The sequence below is a fragment of the Neobacillus cucumis genome (genome assembly GCF_002860255.1).
GTDB classification, from domain to species: Bacteria; Bacillota; Bacilli; order Bacillales; family Cytobacillaceae; genus Neobacillus; species Neobacillus cucumis_A.
Genome location: NZ_PGVE01000017.1, coordinates 191,047 through 214,483 on the forward strand (window position 1 = coordinate 191,047; position 23,437 = coordinate 214,483).

21 protein-coding genes and 1 tRNA gene are annotated in these 23,437 nt (G+C 38.6%); 16 read left to right on the forward strand and 6 right to left on the reverse strand.

Going from position 1 to position 23,437, the window contains the following annotated elements; all coding sequences use genetic code 11:
* The first annotated feature begins 44 nt into the window (after positions 1-44).
* Entirely contained in the window at positions 45-1,127 is a 1,083-nt protein-coding gene (locus CVD27_RS03565; protein WP_101646511.1) for an inorganic phosphate transporter, read from the forward strand.
* Between the two features lie 87 nt (positions 1,128-1,214).
* On the opposite strand, the gene CVD27_RS27875 is transcribed toward CVD27_RS03565, so the two are convergent.
* Positions 1,215-1,300, reverse strand: a tRNA-OTHER gene (locus tag CVD27_RS27875).
* Between the two features lie 204 nt (positions 1,301-1,504).
* Here CVD27_RS27875 and CVD27_RS03570 point away from each other — a divergent pair.
* Complete coding sequence (locus tag CVD27_RS03570; protein ID WP_101646512.1) at positions 1,505-2,887, forward strand: sensor domain-containing protein; 1,383 nt, start codon at positions 1,505-1,507, stop codon at positions 2,885-2,887.
* A gap of 58 nt (positions 2,888-2,945) precedes the next feature.
* Here CVD27_RS03570 and CVD27_RS27880 read toward each other — a convergent pair whose 3' ends face one another.
* Positions 2,946-3,113, reverse strand: coding sequence for a hypothetical protein (locus tag CVD27_RS27880; RefSeq protein WP_180960132.1), 168 nt, complete (start codon positions 3,111-3,113; stop codon positions 2,946-2,948).
* Positions 3,114-3,267: 154 nt separating this feature from the next.
* Here CVD27_RS27880 and CVD27_RS03575 point away from each other — a divergent pair, with 154 nt between their 5' ends.
* The 3 genes from CVD27_RS03575 (at position 3,268) to CVD27_RS03585 (ending at position 5,203) form a co-directional block, all read left to right on the forward strand.
* Complete coding sequence (locus CVD27_RS03575; RefSeq protein ID WP_101646513.1) at positions 3,268-3,768, forward strand: hypothetical protein; 501 nt, start codon at positions 3,268-3,270, stop codon at positions 3,766-3,768.
* Positions 3,769-3,781: 13 nt separating this feature from the next.
* The gene (locus CVD27_RS03580; RefSeq protein ID WP_101646514.1) at positions 3,782-4,684 is read left to right on the forward strand and encodes a TIGR01777 family oxidoreductase; all 903 of its coding nucleotides are present in this window, start codon (positions 3,782-3,784) and stop codon (positions 4,682-4,684) included.
* Positions 4,685-4,840: 156 nt separating this feature from the next.
* Positions 4,841-5,203, forward strand: a complete 363-nt coding sequence (locus tag CVD27_RS03585) for a group I truncated hemoglobin (RefSeq protein WP_101646515.1) — start codon at positions 4,841-4,843, stop codon at positions 5,201-5,203.
* Between the two features lie 42 nt (positions 5,204-5,245).
* Here CVD27_RS03585 and CVD27_RS03590 read toward each other — a convergent pair whose 3' ends face one another.
* On the reverse strand, positions 5,246-5,620 hold the full coding sequence (locus CVD27_RS03590; RefSeq protein ID WP_374703037.1) for an SET domain-containing protein: 375 nt from the start codon (positions 5,618-5,620) through the stop codon (positions 5,246-5,248).
* Positions 5,621-5,779: 159 nt separating this feature from the next.
* On the opposite strand from CVD27_RS03590, the gene CVD27_RS03595 reads away from it, so the two are divergent.
* The 9 genes from CVD27_RS03595 (at position 5,780) to CVD27_RS03635 (ending at position 17,033) form a co-directional block, all read left to right on the forward strand.
* Complete coding sequence (locus tag CVD27_RS03595) at positions 5,780-6,181, forward strand: hypothetical protein (protein WP_101646517.1); 402 nt, start codon at positions 5,780-5,782, stop codon at positions 6,179-6,181.
* Between the two features lie 137 nt (positions 6,182-6,318).
* Positions 6,319-7,530 carry a threonine ammonia-lyase gene (gene ilvA / locus CVD27_RS03600; RefSeq protein ID WP_101646518.1) on the forward strand — a complete coding sequence of 404 codons (1,212 nt, stop codon included), beginning with the start codon at positions 6,319-6,321 and terminating at the stop codon, positions 7,528-7,530.
* A 276-nt stretch (positions 7,531-7,806) separates the two neighbouring features.
* A complete protein-coding gene (locus tag CVD27_RS03605) occupies positions 7,807-8,304 on the forward strand; it encodes a TRAP transporter small permease (protein ID WP_101646519.1) in 498 nt (165 codons plus the stop codon).
* Position 8,305: 1 nt separating this feature from the next.
* Positions 8,306-9,601 (forward strand): TRAP transporter large permease, encoded by a 1,296-nt coding sequence (locus tag CVD27_RS03610; RefSeq protein ID WP_101646520.1) that lies wholly within the window; start codon positions 8,306-8,308, stop codon positions 9,599-9,601.
* 49 nt (positions 9,602-9,650) lie between these two features.
* A complete protein-coding gene (locus CVD27_RS03615) occupies positions 9,651-10,676 on the forward strand; it encodes a TRAP transporter substrate-binding protein (protein ID WP_101646521.1) in 1,026 nt (341 codons plus the stop codon).
* Positions 10,677-10,771: 95 nt separating this feature from the next.
* A complete protein-coding gene (locus CVD27_RS03620) occupies positions 10,772-12,598 on the forward strand; it encodes a sensor histidine kinase (protein WP_101646522.1) in 1,827 nt (608 codons plus the stop codon).
* On the forward strand, positions 12,595-13,332 hold the full coding sequence (locus tag CVD27_RS03625; RefSeq protein WP_257984252.1) for a response regulator transcription factor: 738 nt from the start codon (positions 12,595-12,597) through the stop codon (positions 13,330-13,332). The genes CVD27_RS03620 and CVD27_RS03625 overlap by 4 nt, the downstream gene beginning before the upstream one ends.
* Before the next feature lie 300 nt (positions 13,333-13,632).
* Entirely contained in the window at positions 13,633-15,654 is a 2,022-nt protein-coding gene (locus CVD27_RS03630; RefSeq protein WP_101646523.1) for a glycoside hydrolase family 3 protein, read from the forward strand.
* Positions 15,655-15,776: 122 nt separating this feature from the next.
* Positions 15,777-17,033 carry an MFS transporter gene (locus tag CVD27_RS03635; protein WP_101646524.1) on the forward strand — a complete coding sequence of 419 codons (1,257 nt, stop codon included), beginning with the start codon at positions 15,777-15,779 and terminating at the stop codon, positions 17,031-17,033.
* Positions 17,034-17,092: 59 nt separating this feature from the next.
* Here CVD27_RS03635 and CVD27_RS03640 read toward each other — a convergent pair whose 3' ends face one another.
* Positions 17,093-18,256 (reverse strand): sulfite reductase subunit alpha, encoded by a 1,164-nt coding sequence (locus CVD27_RS03640; RefSeq protein ID WP_101646525.1) that lies wholly within the window; start codon positions 18,254-18,256, stop codon positions 17,093-17,095.
* 322 nt (positions 18,257-18,578) lie between these two features.
* Between CVD27_RS03640 and CVD27_RS03645 the strand changes: the two genes are divergently transcribed.
* Both CVD27_RS03645 and ggt read left to right on the forward strand, forming a co-directional pair.
* Complete coding sequence (locus tag CVD27_RS03645; protein WP_180960133.1) at positions 18,579-19,778, forward strand: amidase; 1,200 nt, start codon at positions 18,579-18,581, stop codon at positions 19,776-19,778.
* A gap of 32 nt (positions 19,779-19,810) precedes the next feature.
* Entirely contained in the window at positions 19,811-21,466 is a 1,656-nt protein-coding gene (gene ggt / locus CVD27_RS03650) for a gamma-glutamyltransferase (RefSeq protein WP_101646526.1), read from the forward strand.
* A gap of 124 nt (positions 21,467-21,590) precedes the next feature.
* Here ggt and uraH read toward each other — a convergent pair whose 3' ends face one another.
* The gene (gene uraH / locus CVD27_RS03655; RefSeq protein ID WP_101646527.1) at positions 21,591-21,944 is read right to left on the reverse strand and encodes a hydroxyisourate hydrolase; all 354 of its coding nucleotides are present in this window, start codon (positions 21,942-21,944) and stop codon (positions 21,591-21,593) included.
* A 53-nt stretch (positions 21,945-21,997) separates the two neighbouring features.
* Complete coding sequence (locus CVD27_RS03660; RefSeq protein WP_101646528.1) at positions 21,998-23,419, reverse strand: NAD(P)-binding domain-containing protein; 1,422 nt, start codon at positions 23,417-23,419, stop codon at positions 21,998-22,000.
* Positions 23,420-23,437: the final 18 nt, after the last annotated feature.

Genomic DNA, 23,437 nt, shown 5'->3' on the forward strand with positions numbered 1-23,437 from the left:
ATTAATTCTGCTAGATAAATAGATTCACATAAGGAGAGATTGGGATGTTTTGGACCTATTTAGCTTTTATCATAGCATTCTTCTTCGCAATGAACATTGGAGCAAGCGGAACCGCCGCGTCCATGGGCTCTGCCTATGGTGCAGATGCGATTAAGAAAAAATGGCTTGCTATGGTTTTAGTTGCGATTGCGGCATTTTTAGGTGCCATTCTTGGAGGCGGAGAAGTCGTAAAGACAATTGGAAGTGGAATTATTCCTTCGAAGATACTGACGATGGAACTAGTCGTTCTAATTCTGGCCGGTGCTACCTTGACTCTGTTTATTGCGAATCTAATGGGAATACCTTTATCGACAAGTGAAGTGACAGTCGGTGCAATTGTCGGTGCAGGTATTGCATATAAAAGTTTGTTTATTAATAGTTTGCTAGTTATTGTTGCCTTTTGGGTTATTGTTCCAGTTGTCTCATTTGTCATTACCTTTCTACTTGGAAAGCTGATTGCTGCATCAGAGAAACGCTGGGCAAGTTTGACTAAACCTGGAAAATGGAAAATATGGCTGGGCAGAGTGCTTGTCTTTGGGGGATGCTTTGAAGCCTTTTCCGCTGGGATGAATAATGTAGCAAATGCCGTTGGACCTTTAGTGGGAGCCGGAATGCTATCTACTTCGAAAGGAATCTGGATTGGCGGTTTATTTGTGGCGTTAGGAGCCATTTTATTGGGAGGAAGGGTAATAGAAACCAATGGGAAGAAAATCACTAAACTATCCCTATTAGAGGGAAGTGCTGTTTCTTTTACCGGGGGAACTCTTGTTACCATTGCTTCCATTTTCGGATTGCCAATTCCTCTAACACAAGTAACCACTTGTGGAATTTTAGGGATTGGAGCATCACAAAAAGGGATTGGTTTTTGGCAAAAAGCCGTTATCAGAAAAATTTTGAAGGTATGGTTAATTTCACCGTTAGCGTCATTGGTTATTTCTTATACCCTTATAAATTTGCTGATAAAGACCAATTTTTACAATATCATCGTTATATTAAGTACATTAATAGCAGCATTAGGAACATTAAGCCTATATGCCAATATTCGTAAAGAAAACAGCACCATCCATGACGAGGGTGGAGGAATATAGCATTTTAATATCATGGAAAAAACATAGACAAAGACATCATTCAAAATTAGGAGGGTGTCTTTGTCTATGTTTGGAATGAACTAAAAAAGGACTTGGTGGGATTCAAACCCACAAAATACATTACAGTCCTCAGACGGTGACTGCAAGTTGCTCTATTTTTGAGCTACAAGTCCTACCAATAAAATGCCCTTAAATAACAAATATATACTTTAACCTCTGCACACTTTTTTTCTTTTTCATAAATCTTTCGTAATTCCAAAAGTAAGGAAAATATTCCTATTATATAATGATATATAATAGAAATAAATTTCTTAAATAACACTTTAGGTGTACTTAAATACATAAAATTTTTGTGGAAAAGATTGAGGAGGATATAGATGAACGTTCAGTCCAATCAGCAAGCAAATGAAATAGAAAAGCTGCGTTCACAAATCGCTGAACTGGAACGGCAAAACCAGGAACTCTCAAAGCAGATAAGAATCAAAGAATCTTTATATCTAAGTATTCTGGATGCCTTGCCCATCAATATCTTCCTGGAAGATCCGGAAGGCCGCACCATTTACGCGAACAAAGAAGCTTGCCTATCGAATGGAAAAAGTCTAAATGAAGTAATTGGATTAACCATCTTTGATGTTTTTCCCCGTGAAATTGCAGAACTTAACCGAGCTTATGATCTCGAGGTTTGGGAGAAACGACAACTAATCACCAAAGAATTCCCAAGCGGCTATAAAGGCGAGGAACATCATATGTTTTCTGGAAAGACCATTATTCATATTGAAGAATCAAATGAGGAATTTTTATTAGGTTTTGGGTTAGATATAACAGACCGTGTTAAAGCAGAAACGCGGTTAAAAGAAAGTGAAGAAAAGTTTAGAAGTCTAACGGAACAGGCAGCAGATAGTTTTTTCCTTATAGGAGTAGAAGGAAAGTTTATAGAGATCAACCCAACTGCTTGTGAAGTCTTAAATTTTTCGAAAGAGGAACTTCTCGAGATGAGTACTGAGATGATTTTTTCACAGCTGCCATCTAAAATTAAACAATTAAAAATTGGAACAAAAGAGCAGTCCTCAAGCAATTTTGAAGATATGATGACAGGGAAAAATGATTTAAAAATTCCGGTAGATATTAATATTCGTTTAATAAATATTGGTGAAAAGCAAATTTACTTTGCATTATGCCGGGATATTCGCGATAAAAAAAGGACGGAAGCACAAATCAAACATATGGCCTATCATGATGCGTTAACGGGTCTCCCGAATCGCTGGTCAATTCAGTCCATTCTAGACAAGCATATCTCAGAAAAGACTGAAACCCAGTTGGGATTTATCTTGTTAGATTTAGATTACTTCAAGATAGTAAACGATAGCTTAGGACATGATGCGGGGGATTTATTGTTAAAGGTAGTTTCAAAACGAATTCAATCAGCAACAGAAAATAGAGAGGTTAATATAGCAAGGTTTGGGGGAGATGAGTTTATTATTCTTGTCCCGTATCTATCAAATGAAGAAGAAATCACTAGTGTTTGTGACCAAATCATGGAAGTAATGGCTCTTCCTTTTCCTATTCATGGACAAAGACTAAATATATCAACAAGTATGGGGATTAGTTTTTATCCAAAAGATGGGAAAGATCTTAATACTCTTATTAAAAATGCTGATCTTGCCATGTATGGTTCAAAAGATCAAGGCAGAAGCTGCTATAGTCTATATCATCCAGAAATGAAATATCATGCAAATAAGCGCATGGCCTTAGAGAGCTAATTAAGGTAGGCGGTCGATGAAATAATGAATGGGAGCGTGGCTATTCGTCCACGCTCTTTTAAGTTTTTTTAGAAATTAGTTCTTTACAGTCACGATGCTGAACACTTTCAGCAACGTCTAAAACACCCCAATTCAATGGATTTTTCTTTTTTATGTCACTTAATAAATTTTGATTTTGTCCCTTTACATCTTCTTTATTAATATTATTCGTTTGTTCCTTTTCCATGATTCATTCCACTTCTAATTTGGTTTTTACTTAGTTTTACTCTAATTTTTTAAACTTATCCTGACTATTAATCATCCTCAAAAGGTGAAATTGATGATATGATGATAGGTAAATCCTATACATATTGACGAAACAACTATTTGGGGGAAGCTTTATGGCTGTAGTGAAATCGGTAAAAATTGATGGGGAGAGTATCCACGTTTTTAAAAGTGCGGTTTATATATTTGAAGCAAGTTCAGGATTCACCTTAGAGTTAGACCTAATCGTCAGTGAGGTTGTGGTGAAAAAATATAAAAAGGAAGATAATCTGATTATAGAAATTGAATTTGAAGAGGGGCATCTCATCCATTCCATAATGCATGTAAAAGCTTTAGCAGGGGGACTGCCGCAGCTCAATTTATTTTGTGAACTTGATCATCCTGATGACTATTATTATTTGGACCTGGTGAACGAGAATGATTCATGGTTTCCAAATTTAGAAGAAGGGATCACTTTAGAGGAAATACGAAAAGTGGAGATGCCCAATGAGGATATTAGTTTAAAGTTGAGACTGCCAATTGACCAAATAGAGTGGTTGAAAACTCAGAAAAAGGCTCATTTAAATGAATTAGTAAAAGAATTCATATATGATTATTGGAAAAAGAATCATACGTGATTGGAGAGAGCAGATGAAAATAGTTATCGCTGGCGGATCCGGTTTTGTTGGACAGAAATTAAGTGAATACCTCCTGGATAAAGGGCATGAGATTGTCATTTTAACAAGAACGATCCATAAGACCTCTGGGAATGTAACTTATGTTAAATGGCTTTCCGAGGATTCCGCGCCTGAGAATGAAATCAGAAGTGCTGATGCTTTTATTAACTTGGCCGGTGTATCGATTAATAATGGAAGATGGGATGAGAACCATCAAAAGCAAATTTATGAAAGCCGAATGAAGGCCACAGATGAACTTATTCGAATCATCAGCCAACTGGAAAAGAAGCCTAGTGTACTAATCAATGCGAGTGCTATCGGTGTCTATCCTGCTTCATTAAATGCTGTCTATACGGAAAAATCATCAGAGGTTGCCGATGATTTTTTAGGCAGGACCGTCCATGATTGGGAAAAGAAAGCCATGCACGTAGAAGCTTCTGGGATTCGGGCTGTTTTCATGAGATTTGGTGTAGTATTAGGGCGGAAAGGTGGAGCACTTCCTTTGATGACGTTACCCTATAAACTTTTCGCAGGAGGGACTGTGGGTTCCGGTAAACAGTGGGTATCCTGGGTACATGTGCAGGATGTTGTCCGAACAATTCTTTTTGCCATTGAAAATCAACAATTACGTGGACCAGTCAATGTTACTGCGCCTGTTCCTGTAAAAATGAAGGAGTTTGGTAAAACAATAGGTTCGGTGTTGCATCGTCCTCACTGGCTGCCTGTCCCTTCGTTTGCGATGAGAGTCGTACTCGGTAAGAAGAGTGGACTTGTTTTAGAGGGACAACATGTAGTTTCGGAAGTATTGCAACGTGAAGGATTTGTATTTTCCTATCCTGCACTAGATTCCGCTTTAGAAGATTTGCTGATTAATTAATACAAAAGCTTCGTCTATTTCGCGATATTGTTATTCCTTGGATGCTGATCGAAAATTGTCTGACCTTTACTTTTCTCTTATTCCTAAAGGGTGGAATATTTAACCTGATATTGTGGAAAATACCTATGTATATCACAGAATAGGAGTGAGTCATCTATGGAAGAAAACCTTTATGAGAAATTAGGCGGACAAGAATCAATCGGGAAAGTGGTAGACTATTTTTATAATGAATTAGTCTTAAAAGATGAAACAGTTAATCAATTTTTTGAGCATACGGATATGGAAAAGCAAAAGAAGCATCAAACAAAATTTATCAGTTTTGCTCTTGGCGGTCCTAATCAATACTCTGGTCAATCCATGGCGAAAGCACATCAAGGTATGAATCTGCAGCCGGAACATTTCAATGCAATTGTGAATCACTTGCACGATGCTCTTGCACATTATGGTGTGAGTGAAGCGGATATTGATACAGCTTTAACCAGGGTTGCCTCCCTAAGAGATGACATTTTATTCAAGTAAAAGCAAAAAGGACCTAATATCCGAATTAGGTCCTATTAGAATTTATAGAACATCAAACCAAACAGGTGTATCATCATTAGGATCACCGTTGTAATTAATCAGGATTTCTTCTCCTTCATTAATATCGGTATGGGCATAAAAGTCAATGGTTTTCTGAGATAGATTGAGCTTATATAAGGCATTGGGTGTATAGGAGTGGTTAAACAGTGAACCAAAGCCTAATGCCAATGCACATTCCTCTAAATCTTTTCCCCACCAAAATACATATTCTATATACACCGTTTTCTTTAAATGTTTGTATTCGCTGCTTGGTGAAACAATGACGGGGGCCTTATGAATCGGTTCTCCTTTCTTTATATTCTGTGTTGCAAAGACTCCTCTGCCATATTTACATTCCTTAACCTCCAACAATATCATCCACCGCCCAATTTTAATAATTTATCCAAACCTAACTTTTTACTACTCTATGCCAGTTTGGGGTAATGTGTATAGGTAATTCCTAGGTAAATAACCATTCAACATTTAGGCAGTTGAACATAAAATATTTCAAATTGTGTTTGCGGGGTGAGAGTAGTTATGGATGCACCTAAACAGAAGAATGATACTGAACAAAATGATAAAGACCAAAAAATATTACAATTGGAAAAAGAGGTTGCCATCGGTCTATGGATTCAAGTTATTGGACAATTTATCGAGATAAAAGGCTTATCGGGACTACTCCATTTAGAGGATGACTCCAATACAATAGGCGAACAGCAAATATTAACAGGGGCTTGGATTCGGACCATCGGTCAATTATTAGAGGCGATCTCCGTACAAAGCCAAATAAACGAAACCGATAAACTAAAACTGATTCAAGAACAGAAAATGGCAATAACCGGGGATTTCTTGGTTTCGGTTGGTGCCGCGTATGAGGTCATTGGAGGGCTCCGCGTGCTTGAAGAGGAAACGGTCTCGCCTCCACGGATTGTTCCGTAAAGACGTTAAATAGCATATCTACCAATAGATATACTACTAGCCTAACTTTTAAAATAGCTCTCGTCTCGCAACCGAAGTATAGATAATTTAACCAAGTACATCCTATGGAGTAAAAGTGGGATGTAGGAGGTATTTAGTTGATAACCTTAGATGATATCATACTGGCTCGAGAAAAGATGAAAGGAATTGTCCACACAACCCCATTGGATTTCTCTCAAACCTTTAGCAATATATCGGGACATAATAAAGTGTATTTAAAGCTGGAAAACTTACAGAAAACAGGTTCTTTCAAAGTGAGAGGATCCTATAATAAAATGATTTCCTTATCGGAAGAGGAATTGCATAGAGGCGTTGTGGCTGCTTCCGCCGGAAATCATGCCCAAGGCGTGGCTTATTCAAGCCAAATGCTTGGTATCCCTTGTACGATTGTGATGCCAAAGGGGGCACCGCTTAGCAAAGTGTCGGCGACCAGACAGTATGGTGCGAAAGTAGTTTTGCATGGAAATGTGTTTGACGATGCCCTTGCATACGCATTGGAGCTAAAGGAACAGATGGGGGCAACGTTTATCCATGCTTTTGATGACGACAAGGTTATTGCAGGACAAGGGACAGTTGGTTTAGAAATACTCGAACAGCTTCCTGATGTTGAAGCTATTATGGTTCCAGTCGGTGGTGGCGGCCTCATTGGAGGGATTTCCTTGGCGGTTAAGGAGAAATATCCAAATGTACGAGTATATGGTGTACAAGCTATGGCATGTCCAAGTATGAAACAATCATTAATCGAAACTGAGCCTGTGATGGTGAATTCTACCCCAACAATGGCGGATGGAATTGCTGTCAAGAAACCAGGCCTGCATAATTTTGAACTGGTTGAAAAATATGTGGATGATATTATTTGTGTGGATGAAATGGAAATTGCTCGAACTATGCTGTTATTGTTAGAGCGGAATAAATTGCTGGTCGAAGGATCTGGAGCGGTGTCTTTGGCATCACTTTTATATCAAAAAGTAAATATTAAAGAGAAGAATGTAGTGGCCGTTCTTAGTGGCGGGAATGTCGATGTAAACTTTATATCTAGGATTATCGAACGCGGTATGGTGGAGTCCGGAAGATATGCTAATTTTTCTATGATCGTAAAAGATAAGCCTGGTGAATTGCAGCGAGTGTTGAGTTCAATATCAGAATTAGATGCAAACATTCAATCTGTTCATCACGATCATGCAGGAAAGGATATTTATCCTGGCTATGTACAAATTGAACTTGCATTAGAGACTAAGGATCAAGACCATATTGAGGAAATAAGGAAGGTACTATTGAACAAAGGGTATAATATAAAAAGTAATTTTTAATTCAAGGAGAGAGGTATTCCAATAAGAATACTTTAAAGGGACCGTCGAATAATAGCGGTCTTTTTTGTGTTGAATTGTTATAAGAATCTTTTTGGTATGGTTGTATGAAAATTATAAACATGGTAAGTTAATAATATATTTATTTGTTTAATAAACTAACAAAATGGTTTATTCCTAAAAAAATCACAAATTAACCTAAAAATACAACATGTAAAAACATTCATAAGCCCCGTAAAATGAAAGATAAGAAAACGTTTTCAAGTTGGGGGAAAGTTTATGAATGTAATCAAAAAGATAGGGTTAGATATCGATGGAGTTTTTGAAAAATTCACTTTACTATCATTAGTCGCCTTAATCTTAGTCGTAACCACACAGGTTATGACACGAAAATTATTTAATTTTGTTTTCTTTTGGTCAGAGGAAATCACGCTGCTGCTTCTTGCTTGGTTTGCTTTTATGGCCATTGCCATTGGATTTCGGGAGTATATCCATATGGGGATAGATTCGTTCACCAATCTATTTCCCAAAAAATTTAATAAGGTACTCGACAAAATCATCAGTGCATCTATTTTTGCGTTTGGCTTATATCTGGTAATTCAAGGCTGGGATTTTACCCTATTGATGCTGGATTCTACCTTACCAGCAACAAAACTGCCAAGCAGTATTACCTACGCAGTTATGCCGGTCACCGGTATCATGATTTGTGTCTATTCTTTTCTCCAATTCTTTACCGTTAACACTACACGTCATAAAGACATCGAGGAGGGCATGTAACATGGATACTAATACGATTGGCATTATTATCTTACTTTCAAGCTTTGTTCTTTTAATCTTATTCCGTTTTCCGATTGCCTTGACATTAATTGTTTCATCATTAATAACAGTTATTTATCTAGGAATCCCGCTTCCTGTTGTGGGCCAGCAAATGATTCAAGGGATGAACTCTTTTTCTTTACTTGCCATTCCATTCTTTATTTTAACAGGACAGATTATGAGTGAAGGTGGACTAGCTACCAGAATTGTTAATTTTGCTAGTTTAATAGTAGGAAGAATTCGCGGGGGACTTGCCATGGTGAATAGTGTTGCGGCGCTGTTCTTTGGAAATATTTCTGGTTCTGCTGTTGCTGACGTCTCTTCTGTTGGATCCGTAATGATTCCAATGATGAAAAAGAAGGGATATGAAGCCGATTATGCCGTTGGTGTTACAATAGCATCAGCCATTCAAGGTGTAGTAGTCCCTCCGAGTCATAATCTAGTGCTATATTCTTTAGCAGCCGGTGGTGTTTCTATTGCGAGTCTATTTATGGCAGGGATTGTTCCTGGATTTATTATGTTAATTTCCTTAATGATTACGGGATACATTATTGCTAGAAAACGAGGCTATCAAAAAGCAGATCCTGTACCTCGAGCTGAAATTGGCGGCATTCTTTTACATGGGCTATTGTCGTTAAGTCCGGCTGTGATTATCCTGGGAGGAATTATGTCAGGCTGGTTTACTGCTACGGAGTCCGGTGCATTGGCTTGTTTGTATTCGTTTATTCTAGCATTTGTTGTTTATCGGGAAGCCAAATTAGCGAATCTATGGAAAATTTTAACCCGGACCATGAGAACCGTGTCGATGGTATTTTTCCTAATTGCCGCTTCAGCTTCGTTTGGCTGGATCTTGGCGTATTTGAAGATTCCTGCCATGGTCACCAACTTATTCCTAAGTATTTCTGATAATCCACTCATTATTCTGTTAATCATTAATATATTATTGCTGCTTCTCGGGGCACCAATGGATATGGCACCAATGATCTTAATTATGACACCGATTCTGCTTCCGGTTGTCACAAGCTTTGGGATGGACCCGGTTCATTTCGGAATAGTGCTTATTTTAAATGCTGGGATTGGTCTTTTGACCCCGCCTGTAGGGACGGTATTGTTCGTGGGCTGTGCGATTGGCAAGGTCTCCATCCAGCAGGGGACAAAAGCGATGATGCCATTTTTCTATGCGTTACTAGTCGTTCTCTTAATTATTACCTATATTCCTGAGGTGGTCATGTGGCTGCCACACCTGATAGCCAAGTAACCGAAGGAAAGGTAACAATATATCTTTAAAATATCAAGGGGGTTATTAGATGAAGAAAAGAAAGATTACTGGAGTATTAGCAGCAACATTGTTGATGGGGACCATCCTCGCGGCCTGTGGAAAAGAGGAAGCATCAAGTACGAAGGGTGGAGGGACAAAGCAAGAGGAGCCAAAATACACCTTCCGTTTGGCTGATAATCAGCCGCCTGATTATCCAACCGTAGTTGGGGATAAGAAGTTTGCGGAATTGGTAGAAGAAAGAACCAATGGCCGAATTAAAATTGATGTTTTTCCATCCGCTCAATTAGGGGATGAAAAATCGGTATTAGAGCAAGTTCAGCTTGGCGCGATTGAGTTTACAAGGATCAATGCAAGTCCGTTAGCAGAGTTTAATAATCAGTTCACTGCCCTTGGACTCCCATACGTATTTGAAAGTGAAGAACATTTATGGAACTTCCTTAATGGTGAGATGGGAACCAAATTGTTAGATGGATTAGAGCAGTCTAAAATGAAAGGGCTTGCTTATTATGATTCCGGTTCACGCAACTTTTACTCTACTAAACCATTAAAAAGTGTAAAAGACTTAAAAGGGCAAAAAATCCGTGTCCAACAAAGTAAAATTAATATTGATTTCATGGAGGCACTTGGTGCTAGTGCTACGCCAATGCCATATGGGGAAGTTTTCAGTGCCCTGCAAACAGGAATTATTGACGGTGCAGAAAATAATCTACCAAGCATAGACTCTTCCAATCATTATCAAGAAGCCAAAAACCTTATCTTAGACCATCATCAAAGAATTCCTGAAGTACTATTAATTAGTAAGGCCGCTTGGGATAAACTTTCTGAAAAGGATCAAAAAATTATTAAACAAGCAGCCCTTGATTCTGTTAAGACACAAAGAGAAGAGTGGGATAAATGGGAAGAACGTTCCACTAAGAAACTGGAAGATGCTGGCGTAGTTTTTACAGAGGTAAAAGATATCCAACCATGGAAAAACGCTGTGAAATCAATGGTGGATTCCTATTCAAAGGATTATAAAGAGGTTATAGAAGCCATTGATAAAGCCCGTCCATAAGCAATAGTTCGATGTTAAACCTAGTTGGTAAATATACCCTTTACCAACTGGGTCTTTTCTATTTTTAAAAAATAACCTCCCGAGGATGAGAAATAATGAGTAAAATGGCAGAATTTATTAAAAAATATATTCTATTAAAAAATCAATCCTTAATGATAAAGCTCTGCGTTTTTTCTAGTTTTCTCGTTATTTTTCCAGTCCTCTCAGTCGGGATTATTTCGTATCAACGCTCAGCTGTTGAACTCGAAGGCGAGCTAAGACAATCAAGCAGACAAGTTATCGATCAAGTCCAAACACATATCGAATACTATCTACAAGATTTTGAGATTACGAGCCTAAAAATTATTAATTCGCCAGAGATGTCTCGTTTATTAAAATCATCTGATACGGATAATAAACTTAGCATGATTGAAGCCACCCGGAACACGTTAAAAGCGGCAGAATATTCAAGAGCAGATATTAGCAATATCACCATCTTACTAGAAAATGATCAAGTAATTGACACTCTTGTGGCGAGAAATTTCTATCCGGCCACAAAAATGAAAGAGGAATATTGGTATCGGTCAGTCCCCTTAAATGGTATGAGTTTGTTAGTCACTCGGAAGTTAACATTGGTTAATAAGGAACAGCCCGTTATCTCACTTGTAAGACGATTATATAATCCACAAACACTTTTGCCGGTTGGAATGCTTATTATAGATATTAATTTTAAACGGATTGAAGAAATCTCCAATAAGGTAACTATCAGTAAAAATGGCTATTTCTTTATTCTGGATGCCAATGGACATTACGTATACCATCCTAATTATTCAAAACTTGGAAAAAAGGTTCAATACAAGCAGCTGGCAAACCTAAAAATGAATGGCAGCGATTCAGCCATATTACAAAATGAGCGAAAAGATTTTGTTACCTATACCTTTTCGCGGAATCTTGGATGGCGGTTTTTAACGGCTGTACCATACCGAGATTTAACCGGAGGTATTATTCAGATTGAAAAAACTATTTCCACCACCATTATTGTTTCTCTAATTTTAGCCTATTTGGTCGGTTTTGGATTCGCTGCGAGTATCATTCGCCCAATCCGGCGCCTACAGCATTTTATGAAGGAAGTAGAAAAAGGACAACTTGCTGGCAGGGTTCGTGTGGATTCAAATGATGAAATCGGTCAATTAACCGCAGGGTTTAATAATACGGTGGAAAAATTGTCCTATTTATTAGAGGAAGTCTATGTTTCTAAGTTAAGAGAAGCAGAAATGTCTCTAAAACAAAAAGAAGTAGAAATAAAAATGCTTCAATCGCAAATGAATCCTCATTTTTTATATAATTCGCTCGAAACGATCAGGGGAATGGCATTAGAGGAAAATCAGCACCATATTGCGGAAATGTCTTATTCGCTCGGAAAATTACTCCGCTATAATTTAAATAATTATTCTTCAAGGGTGACTTTACGCGAGGAAATCAATTTTTGTGAAATGTACCTGAGGATTCAAAAGTTTCGATTTGAAGAGCGATTTGATTACCATTTTGATATTCCAGAATGGGCCATGGAGCTTAAGGTTATCAAGTTTTCACTGCAGCCCTTAGTGGAGAATTGTTTTATACATGGTTTCGATTCAAGCGTTAGAAGAATTAGGATTCTTATTTCCGTTTATCGGCATACGGAATCCTCTTTTATGATTAGCATATGTGATAATGGCAAGGGTATTGAGAAAAATAGCTTGGAAGCAATAAGGGATCGGATAAATCAGTTAACACCAGCTAAAGACGGGAAAAACATAGGCATTTTAAATGTAAACCAAAGAATTCATCATGTGTTTGGAGCTGGTTATGGAATCAAGCTTAAAAGTAAATTTGGTTCCGGTACAAAAACATTGATTCATTTACCAATCCTAGACCAGCGTTCGGAGGGGGAGAATTCGTGAAGAAAAGTATTTTGTTGGTAGATGACGAGAGATGGGTCAGGACAGCACTTAAATGGACCATAAACAATCTGAATCTCCCATTGTACGTCATGCATGAATGTGGAAATGGGTTGGAAGCTCTTGATTGGATGAAGCAGAATGAAGTAGATCTTATCATGTCAGATATCCGAATGCCTATCATGGATGGTATGTCATTTGTAAAAGAATTGAGCCGTTTGAAAAAGAGACCTGATGTAATCGTCATTAGTGTCCATGATGAGTTTCAATTTGTTCAGCAGGCTATAAGAACGGGGGTAACAGATTACTTGCTGAAACCAGTTGAGGAAACAGAACTGAAAGTCTGTCTTGAAAAGTGGCTTGGCCAGCAAGCTAAAGAAGTAGTGAAGGTTAACAAAGTTGTAGATAACAACATTCCAGCTTCAACTATCGAAAGAGTATTGCAGTATTTAGAAAAAACACCGTTAGATCAGATTACCCTTAAAGATGCGGCTGAAAGTGTACATATGAACCCAAGTTACCTAAGTCAATTGTTCAAGCAGCAAACAAATACAAAGTTTGTGGATTACCTTACAGAGCTGCGAATTGAGGAAAGCAAACGGTTGTTACTTCATACTACACTAAGGATGTCAGAAATTGCGGACAGGGTAGGATACTCTGATTTAGCGTATTTTAGTAACAACTTTAAAAAAATTACAGGCCGCTCTCCTTCGGAATTCCGAAAGTCAGCTATGTAATATAAAATACTCCTGTGTTCTTTTACTACTTCTGGTATAAAGACGTAATTGCGACGAATGGTGCAACACTATAATTCCAATTTTTAGGGCTACTTGGGTAGTCCTTTTTGATTAAGTATTTTTAGAATATTAAAAAATCACAAATTCTTCTAAAAATATTCTCTACTAGCGTTTTAGATAAAGATTATAAAATGGAATAGTAAATGAAAGCGTTTTCCAAATAAGGGGTGATATAGATGTTGTAACGAAAATGGGTCTTTTTTTGGAAAAGCTTATCAGGTAAAAGGGGGAGGAAAAAATATGAAACGATTTTCAAAAAGAACAGCATCATTAACATTTACTGCCTTGATGTTATCATCCATGATTCTTCCGAATGCAAGTGCCCAACAGGGAAAGTCAAATGGTAATAAACAAAATGCACCTGAGGTTGAAGCAAAAGCTAAAAACATCCTTGTACAAGGGGAAAAGAGATTTAAAGATCTAAATAATAACGACAGACTTGATCCCTATGAAAACTGGCAGCTTCCAATCGACGCACGGGTGAAAGATCTTGTCAATAAGATGACACTAGCGGAAAAAGCAGGTATGATGCTCATTACAGAGTTTCCGAAGTTTACGGATAACAAACTAGTCCTGCCCAATAAATTAATCGATCAGAATACCCGTTACTATATCTTTAGGCAAACCCCAACGGCCGATGTCATTGCTAGTTACAATAACCAACTCCAAGAAACGGCAGAAGCATCGAGATTAGGAATACCGATTGTGATCACTTCCAACCCAAGAAACCATGCATCTACGGATTATACCAATAGTAGTGAAGGGGCGGGCTTACATTCCTATTGGCCAGGTCCATTGGGACTTGCGGCAACACGTGATACAAGCCTTGTAAATGAATTTTCCGAAATTGCCAGCAAGGAATGGAGAGCAGCGGGTATTCGTAAAGTCTATGGATATACGGCCGATATAGCGACTGATCCACTTTGGGCCAGAATAGAAGATACTTTTGGAGAGCAGCCTGCACTTGCATCCGGTATGATTTACAATGTGATCAAAGGTTTCCAAGGGGAGGAACTTGGTAAAGACAGCGTTGCTATTACGGTCAAGCATTTTCCTGGCGGGGGAGCACGTGATAATGGATTAGATCCGCATTTTCCAGAAGGTAAATTCAATCCATATCCTACAACAGGAAGTTTGTTAAAATACCATATTCCTAGCTTTAAAGCAGCCATATCTGCAGGGGTCTCTTCAGTTATGCCATATTATGCTTACCCAAGCAATACCAGTTCTGACCAGGGGCTGCCATGGTTTAGTCCAACACAGCAATTTGAAGAGGTAGGCTTTGCGTTAAACAAAGCAATCATCACAGACCTTCTTCGTGGTCAACTTGGCTTTAAAGGGTATGTCAATTCTGATACGGGGGCCGTCGGGAAAAATGCTTGGGGAGTTGAAAATTTTACAGATGAACAAAAATTTGCCAAAGCCATCAATGCCGGGACTAATATTATCTCTGGTGCCTCGGACCCTACCCCAATCATTGATGCAGTTAAACATGGATTGTTAAAAGAGGAGAAAGTCGATCAATCCGTTTCATTCCTACTTACGGAAATGATGAAATTAGGATTGTTTGAAAATCCGTACGTAAATACTCAACATGCTCTCGATGTGTTCAATAATCCGGAATCACAGCAAAAAGCAGATGAGGCTCACAGGAAATCACTTGTTTTAATGCGTAATGATAAGATCAAGGGTGAGAATGTGTTACCATTAAACGATACGAAGCTCAAGGACGTAAAACTTTACGTAGAAATGTTCCCTGGTGGAAATGATGCGGCCGCTACTAAGAAATTAAGAGAAACCATTCAAAAATATGATCCATCGATTACCTTAACGGAAAATTTAGCTGAAGCCACACATGCGTTTGTCTGGGTTAGACCTGTACAATCGAATTGGGATAATAATCCACGAATCACAGTGGGACCTGAAACAGGCATCACGAATGTCGACCGGATTATTGAGATTCAGAAGACCATTCCAACCATAACCGCTATCAATTTCACCAATCCATGGATAATTGACCAAATTGAACCAAATGCCGCAGCCGTCATTGCTACCTTTGGTACAAAGGAAGAGGCCATTGTTGATGTTATCCGGGGCAAATTCAATCCGACAGGAAAACTTCCATTTACCGTTCCTGCAAATAAATCAGCTGTGGAAAATGAGATTGGAGATATTCCTGGTTATGAAGAAGATCCTTCTTATGTATATAAAAATAAGAATGGTGATGGGTATAAATTTGATTTTGGATTGAATTATAAATAAAAAATCAATGATTGTTTGTAGAGACAGGGATATATTTCTCCGTCTCTTTTTTTTATTAATGATCTCTAACTGAGTTCTTTTTGCTATAATCTTTAAGATATAAAGCAAAAAGGAGGCTATCAATGAATTCATTACCAACGAATTCTGTCATTCGAGAAGGAACATACCTACAACTTTTTAGAAAATCCAAGCATTTTACAGCCCTGCTTTTAGGTCAGTTTTTCTCCTTATTAGGGAGTTCCATTACAAACGTTATACTCCCGATTGTCGTTCTTCAAATTTCTAATTCCACAGCAGTTATGGGGACGGTAATGGCTGTTTATATGGCACCTTTTGTCATCCTACTTCCATTTTCAGGTGTCCTTGTTGATAGAATGAACAAAGTCAAGATTATGTTTTTTGTAGATATTGTTCGGTTTATCCTTATGATCATCTTATCGATTTTTGCATTTATGAATCAACTTAATATGATGTTCTTATTTGTATTTATGTTTTTTATGGGAATGATGGATAGTTTTTTTCAGCCTGCCTATTCTGGAGTTAGGGCGAAAATTTTTACGCCAGATATCCGTAATGCTGCCAATTCTTTGAGTCAAGTAACTGTGCAGGTTTTGAGGATTTTTGGTCCTATCATTGGCGGTGTCATCATTTCGGCTGTTTCCGGAGGGTGGGGATTTGGTATTAATGCTGCCACCTATATCATTTCGCTATTTTTTTTATTTAATCTGCGAACATTAAACTTTCAAAAACCTCTTGGAGATTCTAATCAAAAATCTACGATAAAACAGGATTTCATGGAGGGAATTGAAGTCCTAAAGGGCCATCCTTGGCTTTGGATGACGATCCTTGCTTTTTCGTTTATCAATATTTTTTCAAATGGAATTGTCCAGATTATCTTACCTTGGTTAATCAAAAATTATTATCAATTTGAACCCTATGTCTACGGTCTCGTACTTGGATCATCAGGCGCAGGAGCCATTTTTTGCGGAATTATTTTCGGTCTGCGACCGGATTGGAAGAAAAGGGGATTACTTGCCTATGGCGGTGTGCTTTTAAGTGGTATAGCTTTAGTCTTGCTCGCATTTATCTCAAGTATTCCATTATTGATGGCCTGTATGTTTTTAGAGGGAGCGGGGATTATGCTTTTTGGTCTGATTTGGGAAACGAGCCTTCAAGAATTGGTTCCAGAGGATAAATTCGGGCGGGTGGTGAGTTTAGATATGCTCGGTTCGTTCGCCTTACTCCCGGTTGGGTATTTAATTACTGGATGGATGGCAGAGGGGATCGGAGAAATTTTAACACTTATCATTTTCAGTAGTGTGATTATCTTTATTTCAGGAATGTATATGATGATCAAGGGAATAAGACAATTCAATTAAGTTATAAGGTTAAAAAAATGACACCACATAACGCTAGTGTGGTGTCATTTTTCTTCAAATTAATATACGTCCCGTTGGTAACGGCCTTGCTTTTTCATATCATTTAGATAGCTTTCAGCTTCTTCAGGGGTTTTGCCGCCTTCTTTTTCAATAATGTTTAACAGCATGTTATGGACGTCTTTGGCCATGTACGTCTTATCTCCACAAACGTAGAAGTAAGCTCCATTTTCCAGCCATTCAAACAATTCTTTGCTATTTTCATCCATTTTATGTTGTACATATACTTTTTGCTCTGTATCACGAGAGAAGGCAGCATCTAATTTTGTAAGTACCCCTTCTTGTTGATATTTTTCTAATTCATCTTGATAGAGGAAATCGGAAGCTGCATGCTGATCACCAAAAAATAACCAGGTTCTGCCTGCGGCTTTGTTCACTGCACGTTCCTCAATGAAGGAACGGAACGGTGCAATACCTGTTCCAGGTCCAACCATGATGATATCTTTTTCTTGGGATTCTGGTAAATGGAAGTGCTTATTTGCCTGAACAAAAACTGGAAGCGTTTCTCCATCTTGAACACGTTCTGCAACTAATACAGAGCATACGCCTTTTCGGTCACGGCCGTGTGCAGAGTAACGTACTGCCCCAATGGTTAGATGCACTTCACCTGGGTGAGCCGCTATGCTGCTTGCAATGGAATAGAGGCGCGGTGTCATTTTTCTTAATAAAGAAACCATTTCTTGGGCTGATGCATTCCATGGACCGAAGTCACGTAACATATCAAGTAGATCGCGTCCGTCCGCATATTCTTTCAGCTTGTCTGCATTTTCAACTAAAACAAGATTTTTTAACTCTTCATTATCCGTGAATTCAGCTGCCTGTTGTAGAATCTTTTTCGATAATAATGTGATTTCAAAGAAATTGGTTAAAGCTTCTTTTAATGGAAGCGTTTCGCCTTGCTTATTGATGGTTACAACTGTTTCTTCATCCCATTCCATCTTCTCAATAAGGGAAGCAACAAGTTCTGGATCATTGGAAGGAACAATACCTAGAGCATCACCTGGATTGTAGGAAAGCCCTGAACCTTCTAATGATAATTCAATATGCCTTGTTTCTTTACTTGAACCGGCACCATTTAAATTTATATTTTTAAGAACCTTCGCTTGAAAAGGATTAGTCCTAGAATAAGTAGGTGGTACCTTTTTGTCTTCTGCAGTTATTTGCATATCATTTTCACCTCAAAAACTTAAAATGTTTTGAACATATGTTTAGTGTTTGCTTTCCACGATTCAATTTAACACAAAATAAAAAAATCAGATATGTTTTTTTGCACAAAAAACTTTTGAATTTTTTAAATATATTAATATAAATACATAAAATTATCAAATATATTGTCCATAAATGCCACCTTTTTCATTTACTCTTCAAGCAATTTAGTGATTATAACCAAAAGCGTTGAAATCTTTAGACAGGAATACCAATGACTCGTTTGAATTTTCTCATTATAATAATTGATAAAACTTAAACTTAGAGTAGAGGAGGAAAGTCATGATAGAACATTGGAATGCCTTTAGGGATAATCATTTAAATATTAATCCTACTGGCTCTGGAAGATTAAACGGGTTAACATTTGCGGTTAAGGATGTTTTTGCTCTGAAGAATTATGTAAGTAGTGCAGGAAATCCTGACTGGCTGCGAACCCATGATCCGGCAAAACAGAACGCAGCGGTTATTGACCTGTTATTAGACCAAGGAGCATATCTGAAGGGTACAACCCATACAGATGAATTGATGTATAGCTTGAACGGTGAAAATTTCCACTATGGAACCCCAATAAATCCACGCTCACAGAACTTGATTCCAGGAGGTTCTTCAAGTGGCTCGGCTGTGGCGGTTGCTGCCGGCTTAGTAGACTTTGCGATAGGGACTGATACCGGGGGATCCGTTCGTATTCCATCATCCTATTGCGGTTTATTTGGAATAAGACCGACATATGGCCTTGTGAATATGGATGGCGTGATTCCACTTGCTAAATCCTTTGATACAGTAGGATGGATGACCAGAAATCCAGAGCACTTACTTGAGGTTGGCGAAATTCTCATAGATCAAAAAGGGAACCCTGATGATTTTGTTACTCTTTATTTTGAAAAAGAAGCATGGTCCTTTGTGGATGAAGATACAAAGGAATGTTTGTCACAACCAGTTTTGATTTTACAAGATTACTTCAACAACTGTGAATCGCTGAACATCTCTGTTAATGGGCTGTCAGATTGGTCAGATTTATTTAGGTTCATCCAAGGAATTGAAATATGGAAGGAACATGGAACTTGGATTGAAGAAGTGAAGCCTGCCTTTGGGCCTGGGATAAGTGAACGTTTTGAATGGGCAAGTAAACTAAATCCTGATGAACTCGCCTCCTTAAATATGACGAAAGAGAAAATTAAACGAAACCTGTTCGAATTATTAAATACCAATGGTCTTTTGGTCATTCCGTCAGCTCCTGGTGAAGCCCCTTTACGTCAATTATCCACGGGAGAAATGGAAAAATATCGTACAAAAACGATGCAGCTAACATGTATAGCTGGATTAAGTGGCTTTCCGCAAGTAACCATTCCTCTTATGAAAAGAAGTGGAATTCCAATCGGGTTGTCTTTTATTGCCGGTCCAAACCAAGATTTAAAATTACTTAAATGGATTCAGCGATTTACTGCTATTTTAAAAGAAAATAATGTGGAAATTGCTAACTAATTTAGATATAGGATATGGAAGGAGGCATACACATGAAAAACCAGGCTCATTGGTCTTTTCGCCCAACAACAATGGCACCACAAGCGATGATTACAACTCCACATTATTTGGCCTCCCAAGCTGGTATGAAAGTTTTGCAGGAGGGAGGAAATGCAGTTGAGGCGGCAATTGCTGCTGCCTCAACCATTGGGGTGGTCTATCCCCATATGAATGGAATCGGCGGCGATAATTTTTGGTTAATTTACAATGCTGGTGACAAAGAATTAATGGGTTTAAATAGCAGCGGCCGTTCTGGTGAGCATGCAACGATTGAATTTTATCAAAAGCAGAAGCTGGAGAAAATACCTCCACGTGGTCCGCTTGGAGCAAACACAGTTCCGGGAGCGGTAGCTGGCTGGGAAAAGGCCTATCATTATTCGGCTTCAAAAATGAAGGGATGCTTTTCGTGGGAGGACGTGTTGAAATCCGCGATTCATTACGCTAAAGAAGGCTTCCCAGTTACACCGAGTCAAGAATATTGGACCAATATAAATTTGGATGAAACAAACGATCAGTTTAGACATTTACAACGATTTTCGGAATTTAACAAGATTTTTACAAAATCATCTGGCATTTCCTATCATTCTGGTGAAATAATAAAACAGAAGGATTTAGCTTTAACTTTAGAAGGACTATCTAAAGAAGGCAGCCGGCTGTTTTATCAAGGGGACCTCGCAAAAGTGATTGCGCAAGATCTCCAAAATAATGGCGGCTTATTAACATACGATGATTTTGTTTCTCATTGTTCCGACTGGGTTAAGCCTCTTTCAGTTGATTATAGAGGTTACAGTGTTTACAATTTACCTCCGAATACACAGGGTTTTGCCTCACTTTCGATTTTAAATATTTTAAACCAATTTGATGTTCCGGCCATCGAAGAAGGTTCTGATGATTATTATCATTTATTAATCGAGGCTACTAAACTAGCATTTGAGGATCGAGACCAATATTTAACGGATCCTGATTTTTCTACTATTCCTTTGGAGGAGCTCTTATCCATAAAAAGGGGGGGCGAGTTAGCAAGTAAAATCGGCTTTTCCAAGTCGATTAATCTTCAAAAACAATTGGATCCAAAAGGAGATACAGTTTGGCTAGGAGTGGCTGATCAGTATGGCAATTCAGTTTCCCTTATTCAGAGTATCTATCATGAGTATGGTTCTGGTTTTATTCCAAAGGATACAGGCATTGTGTTGCAGAATCGCGGAAGCTTTTTTTCGCTTGATGAAAGCCATGTAAATTGTCTCCAGCCTAGAAAACGAACGTACCATACGTTAAATCCAGCAATGATTTTTAAGGGAGATCAGCCCTTTTTGGTGTATGGAACAATGGGGGGAGAGGGCCAGCCGCAGACCCAGGCGGCACTTGTGACAAGGATTCTTGATTATCACTTTCCGATTCAAGCAGCAATAGAAGCACCTAGGTGGTTATATGGCCGGACCTGGGGGGCAGAATCAAATTCAGTTAAAATGGAGGGAAGAATAGCGAAAGAAGTCATAGAATCGCTTTTAAAAAGAGGTCATCAAGTGGAAGTAGTTGAAGACTTTACTGATATAATGGGTCATGCGGGGGTTATTAAAATTGACCCTGATAGCAAAATTAAATTTGGCGGAGCAGATCCAAGAGGAGATGGAGCTGCGCTGGGATTCTAGCCTCTTTTTTAAGTTCATAACACCGTTGTTCTATCCAGCCGCCAAAGATAAAATGACGGTTTTTTTTTGTGTTAAGAAAGCAGAAAAAAGCGGCAGTGCCTGTATAAAGGAGCTGCCGCTTTTCTTAGCTTCCCCGATAAGTTTGATAGCCGTATGGGGATATAAGCAGTGGGACATGATAATGACTTTCTAAGTTAGAAATACCAAACCGAAGAGGTACTTGATCTAGAAATAGAGGGTCGGAAAGCGTAAGGTTCTTTTTGCGAAAGTAAGCGCCAATATGGAAGGTAAGTTCATAGGTTCCAATTTTCATTTCCTTTGCTGAGAGAATGGGTTCATCAAGGCGCCCATCTGCATTCGTTATATCTGTCTTTAATAAATGACGTTCACCGTTTAATATGTAATAAAGCTCAACAGTCACATTGGATGCGGGCAGACCATGCGTTAAATCGAGAATATGTGTAGTTAAACCAGACATTTATCAAACACTCCTTTATGTAAAAATAAAAGCACCACCGAGAGAAGAGGGGACTAACTCTCGATGGCCGTTAAATCAGCGATAAATTCCTGCTCTTTAAAGTTAAAATAATCATCTAGGATTTCGTCACGATTATCAAGAAAAAGTTGATTAGCTATTGCTGATACTAGTTTTGGGATGCCAAATCTCATTCCGGAAAGAGCAGAGGCTAAAATGCCGCAGCTGATTAATGCGGAATAATTGAAGGCAAACAGACCGTATAGAAGTTTTTTACCTTCTTCATCCCTGCTTTGAAGAGCAAATCCAGTGCTTAGATATGGGTGTGCATCAATCATGGGATTGGCTATTTCATCTGGAGCGTTGTACCGATCACCCCAGCGGGTAATGTGTTTTTCCACTAACTTAAGCTCAGGGCGTAAAGCTGGATCCGTAACTAAACCTGTACTAATAATTAAGAAATCAAAAGCAAACCTTCCATGAGGTGTTGTCACAACTGCGCCTTCTTCAGCTGCCTCCACGTTAAGCCAGGGAGAGCCTAGGTGCAGCTTAAAACCAGGCCAGGAGGATGCGCGTCCAAAGGTGTCATTGGTCGGTGGTTGATTATTCTTAAAGAAATGGGACATCACTTTATACTTGTCTTCATCCGATAAGATTTGGAATTGTTCAATAAGTCCGGAGCCCTCCATCTGACGGATTGGATTAATTCGCTGCATTTCTTTGCGCCGGACAAAGACATGGGCTTCGGCTACTCCTTCTGATAAAGCAAAATGGGCATTATCAAATGCTGATGCTCCTCCTCCTAAAATAGCAATCTTTTTACCTTTTAAGGCTGGAAAATCAATAGCTTTTGACGTGTGTGCATAGAGATAAGCAGGTAATTTTTTTGAAATCATCTCAGGTACATGCCACTCACCTCCGCCTTGAATACCAGTTGCTAAAATTACTTTACGTGCCAACAACGTTTTTACAGGACTGCCTTTACCTTCTACATGCAATCGGTAGATTTCTTTTTCTATTGGTTCAATTAGCTTTAGTGTCACTTCGTTTCTAACAGGGAGACTAAGAACCTTCCGATACCAGCGGAGGTAGTTCATCCAATCTCCTCGTGGTATCTTATCCATGGCTTCCCAGCTTTTTTCGCCAAATTGCGCTTCCCACCAAGAACGGAAGGTGAGCGAGGGGATTCCTAGATCAACAGAAGTTAAATGTTTTGGTGTTCTTAATGTCACCATGCGAGCGTAGGTTTCCCATGGACCCTCAAAGCCTTCTGGATTTTCGTCAAGAACAAGGATGTTTGTCATTCGTTCCCGCATAAGCCCGAATGCAGCAGCTAAACCACTTTGACCGCCGCCAATGATGATCACATCATAGACATGTCCTTCAGGGTGAGTAAGAGGACGGACCCAATTTGTTTTGCCGAATGAAAGATACGAAAGATCTTTTTTGACTTGTTCGTTTAATGCTTCTAAACTCATAAAATATCAACTCTTTCT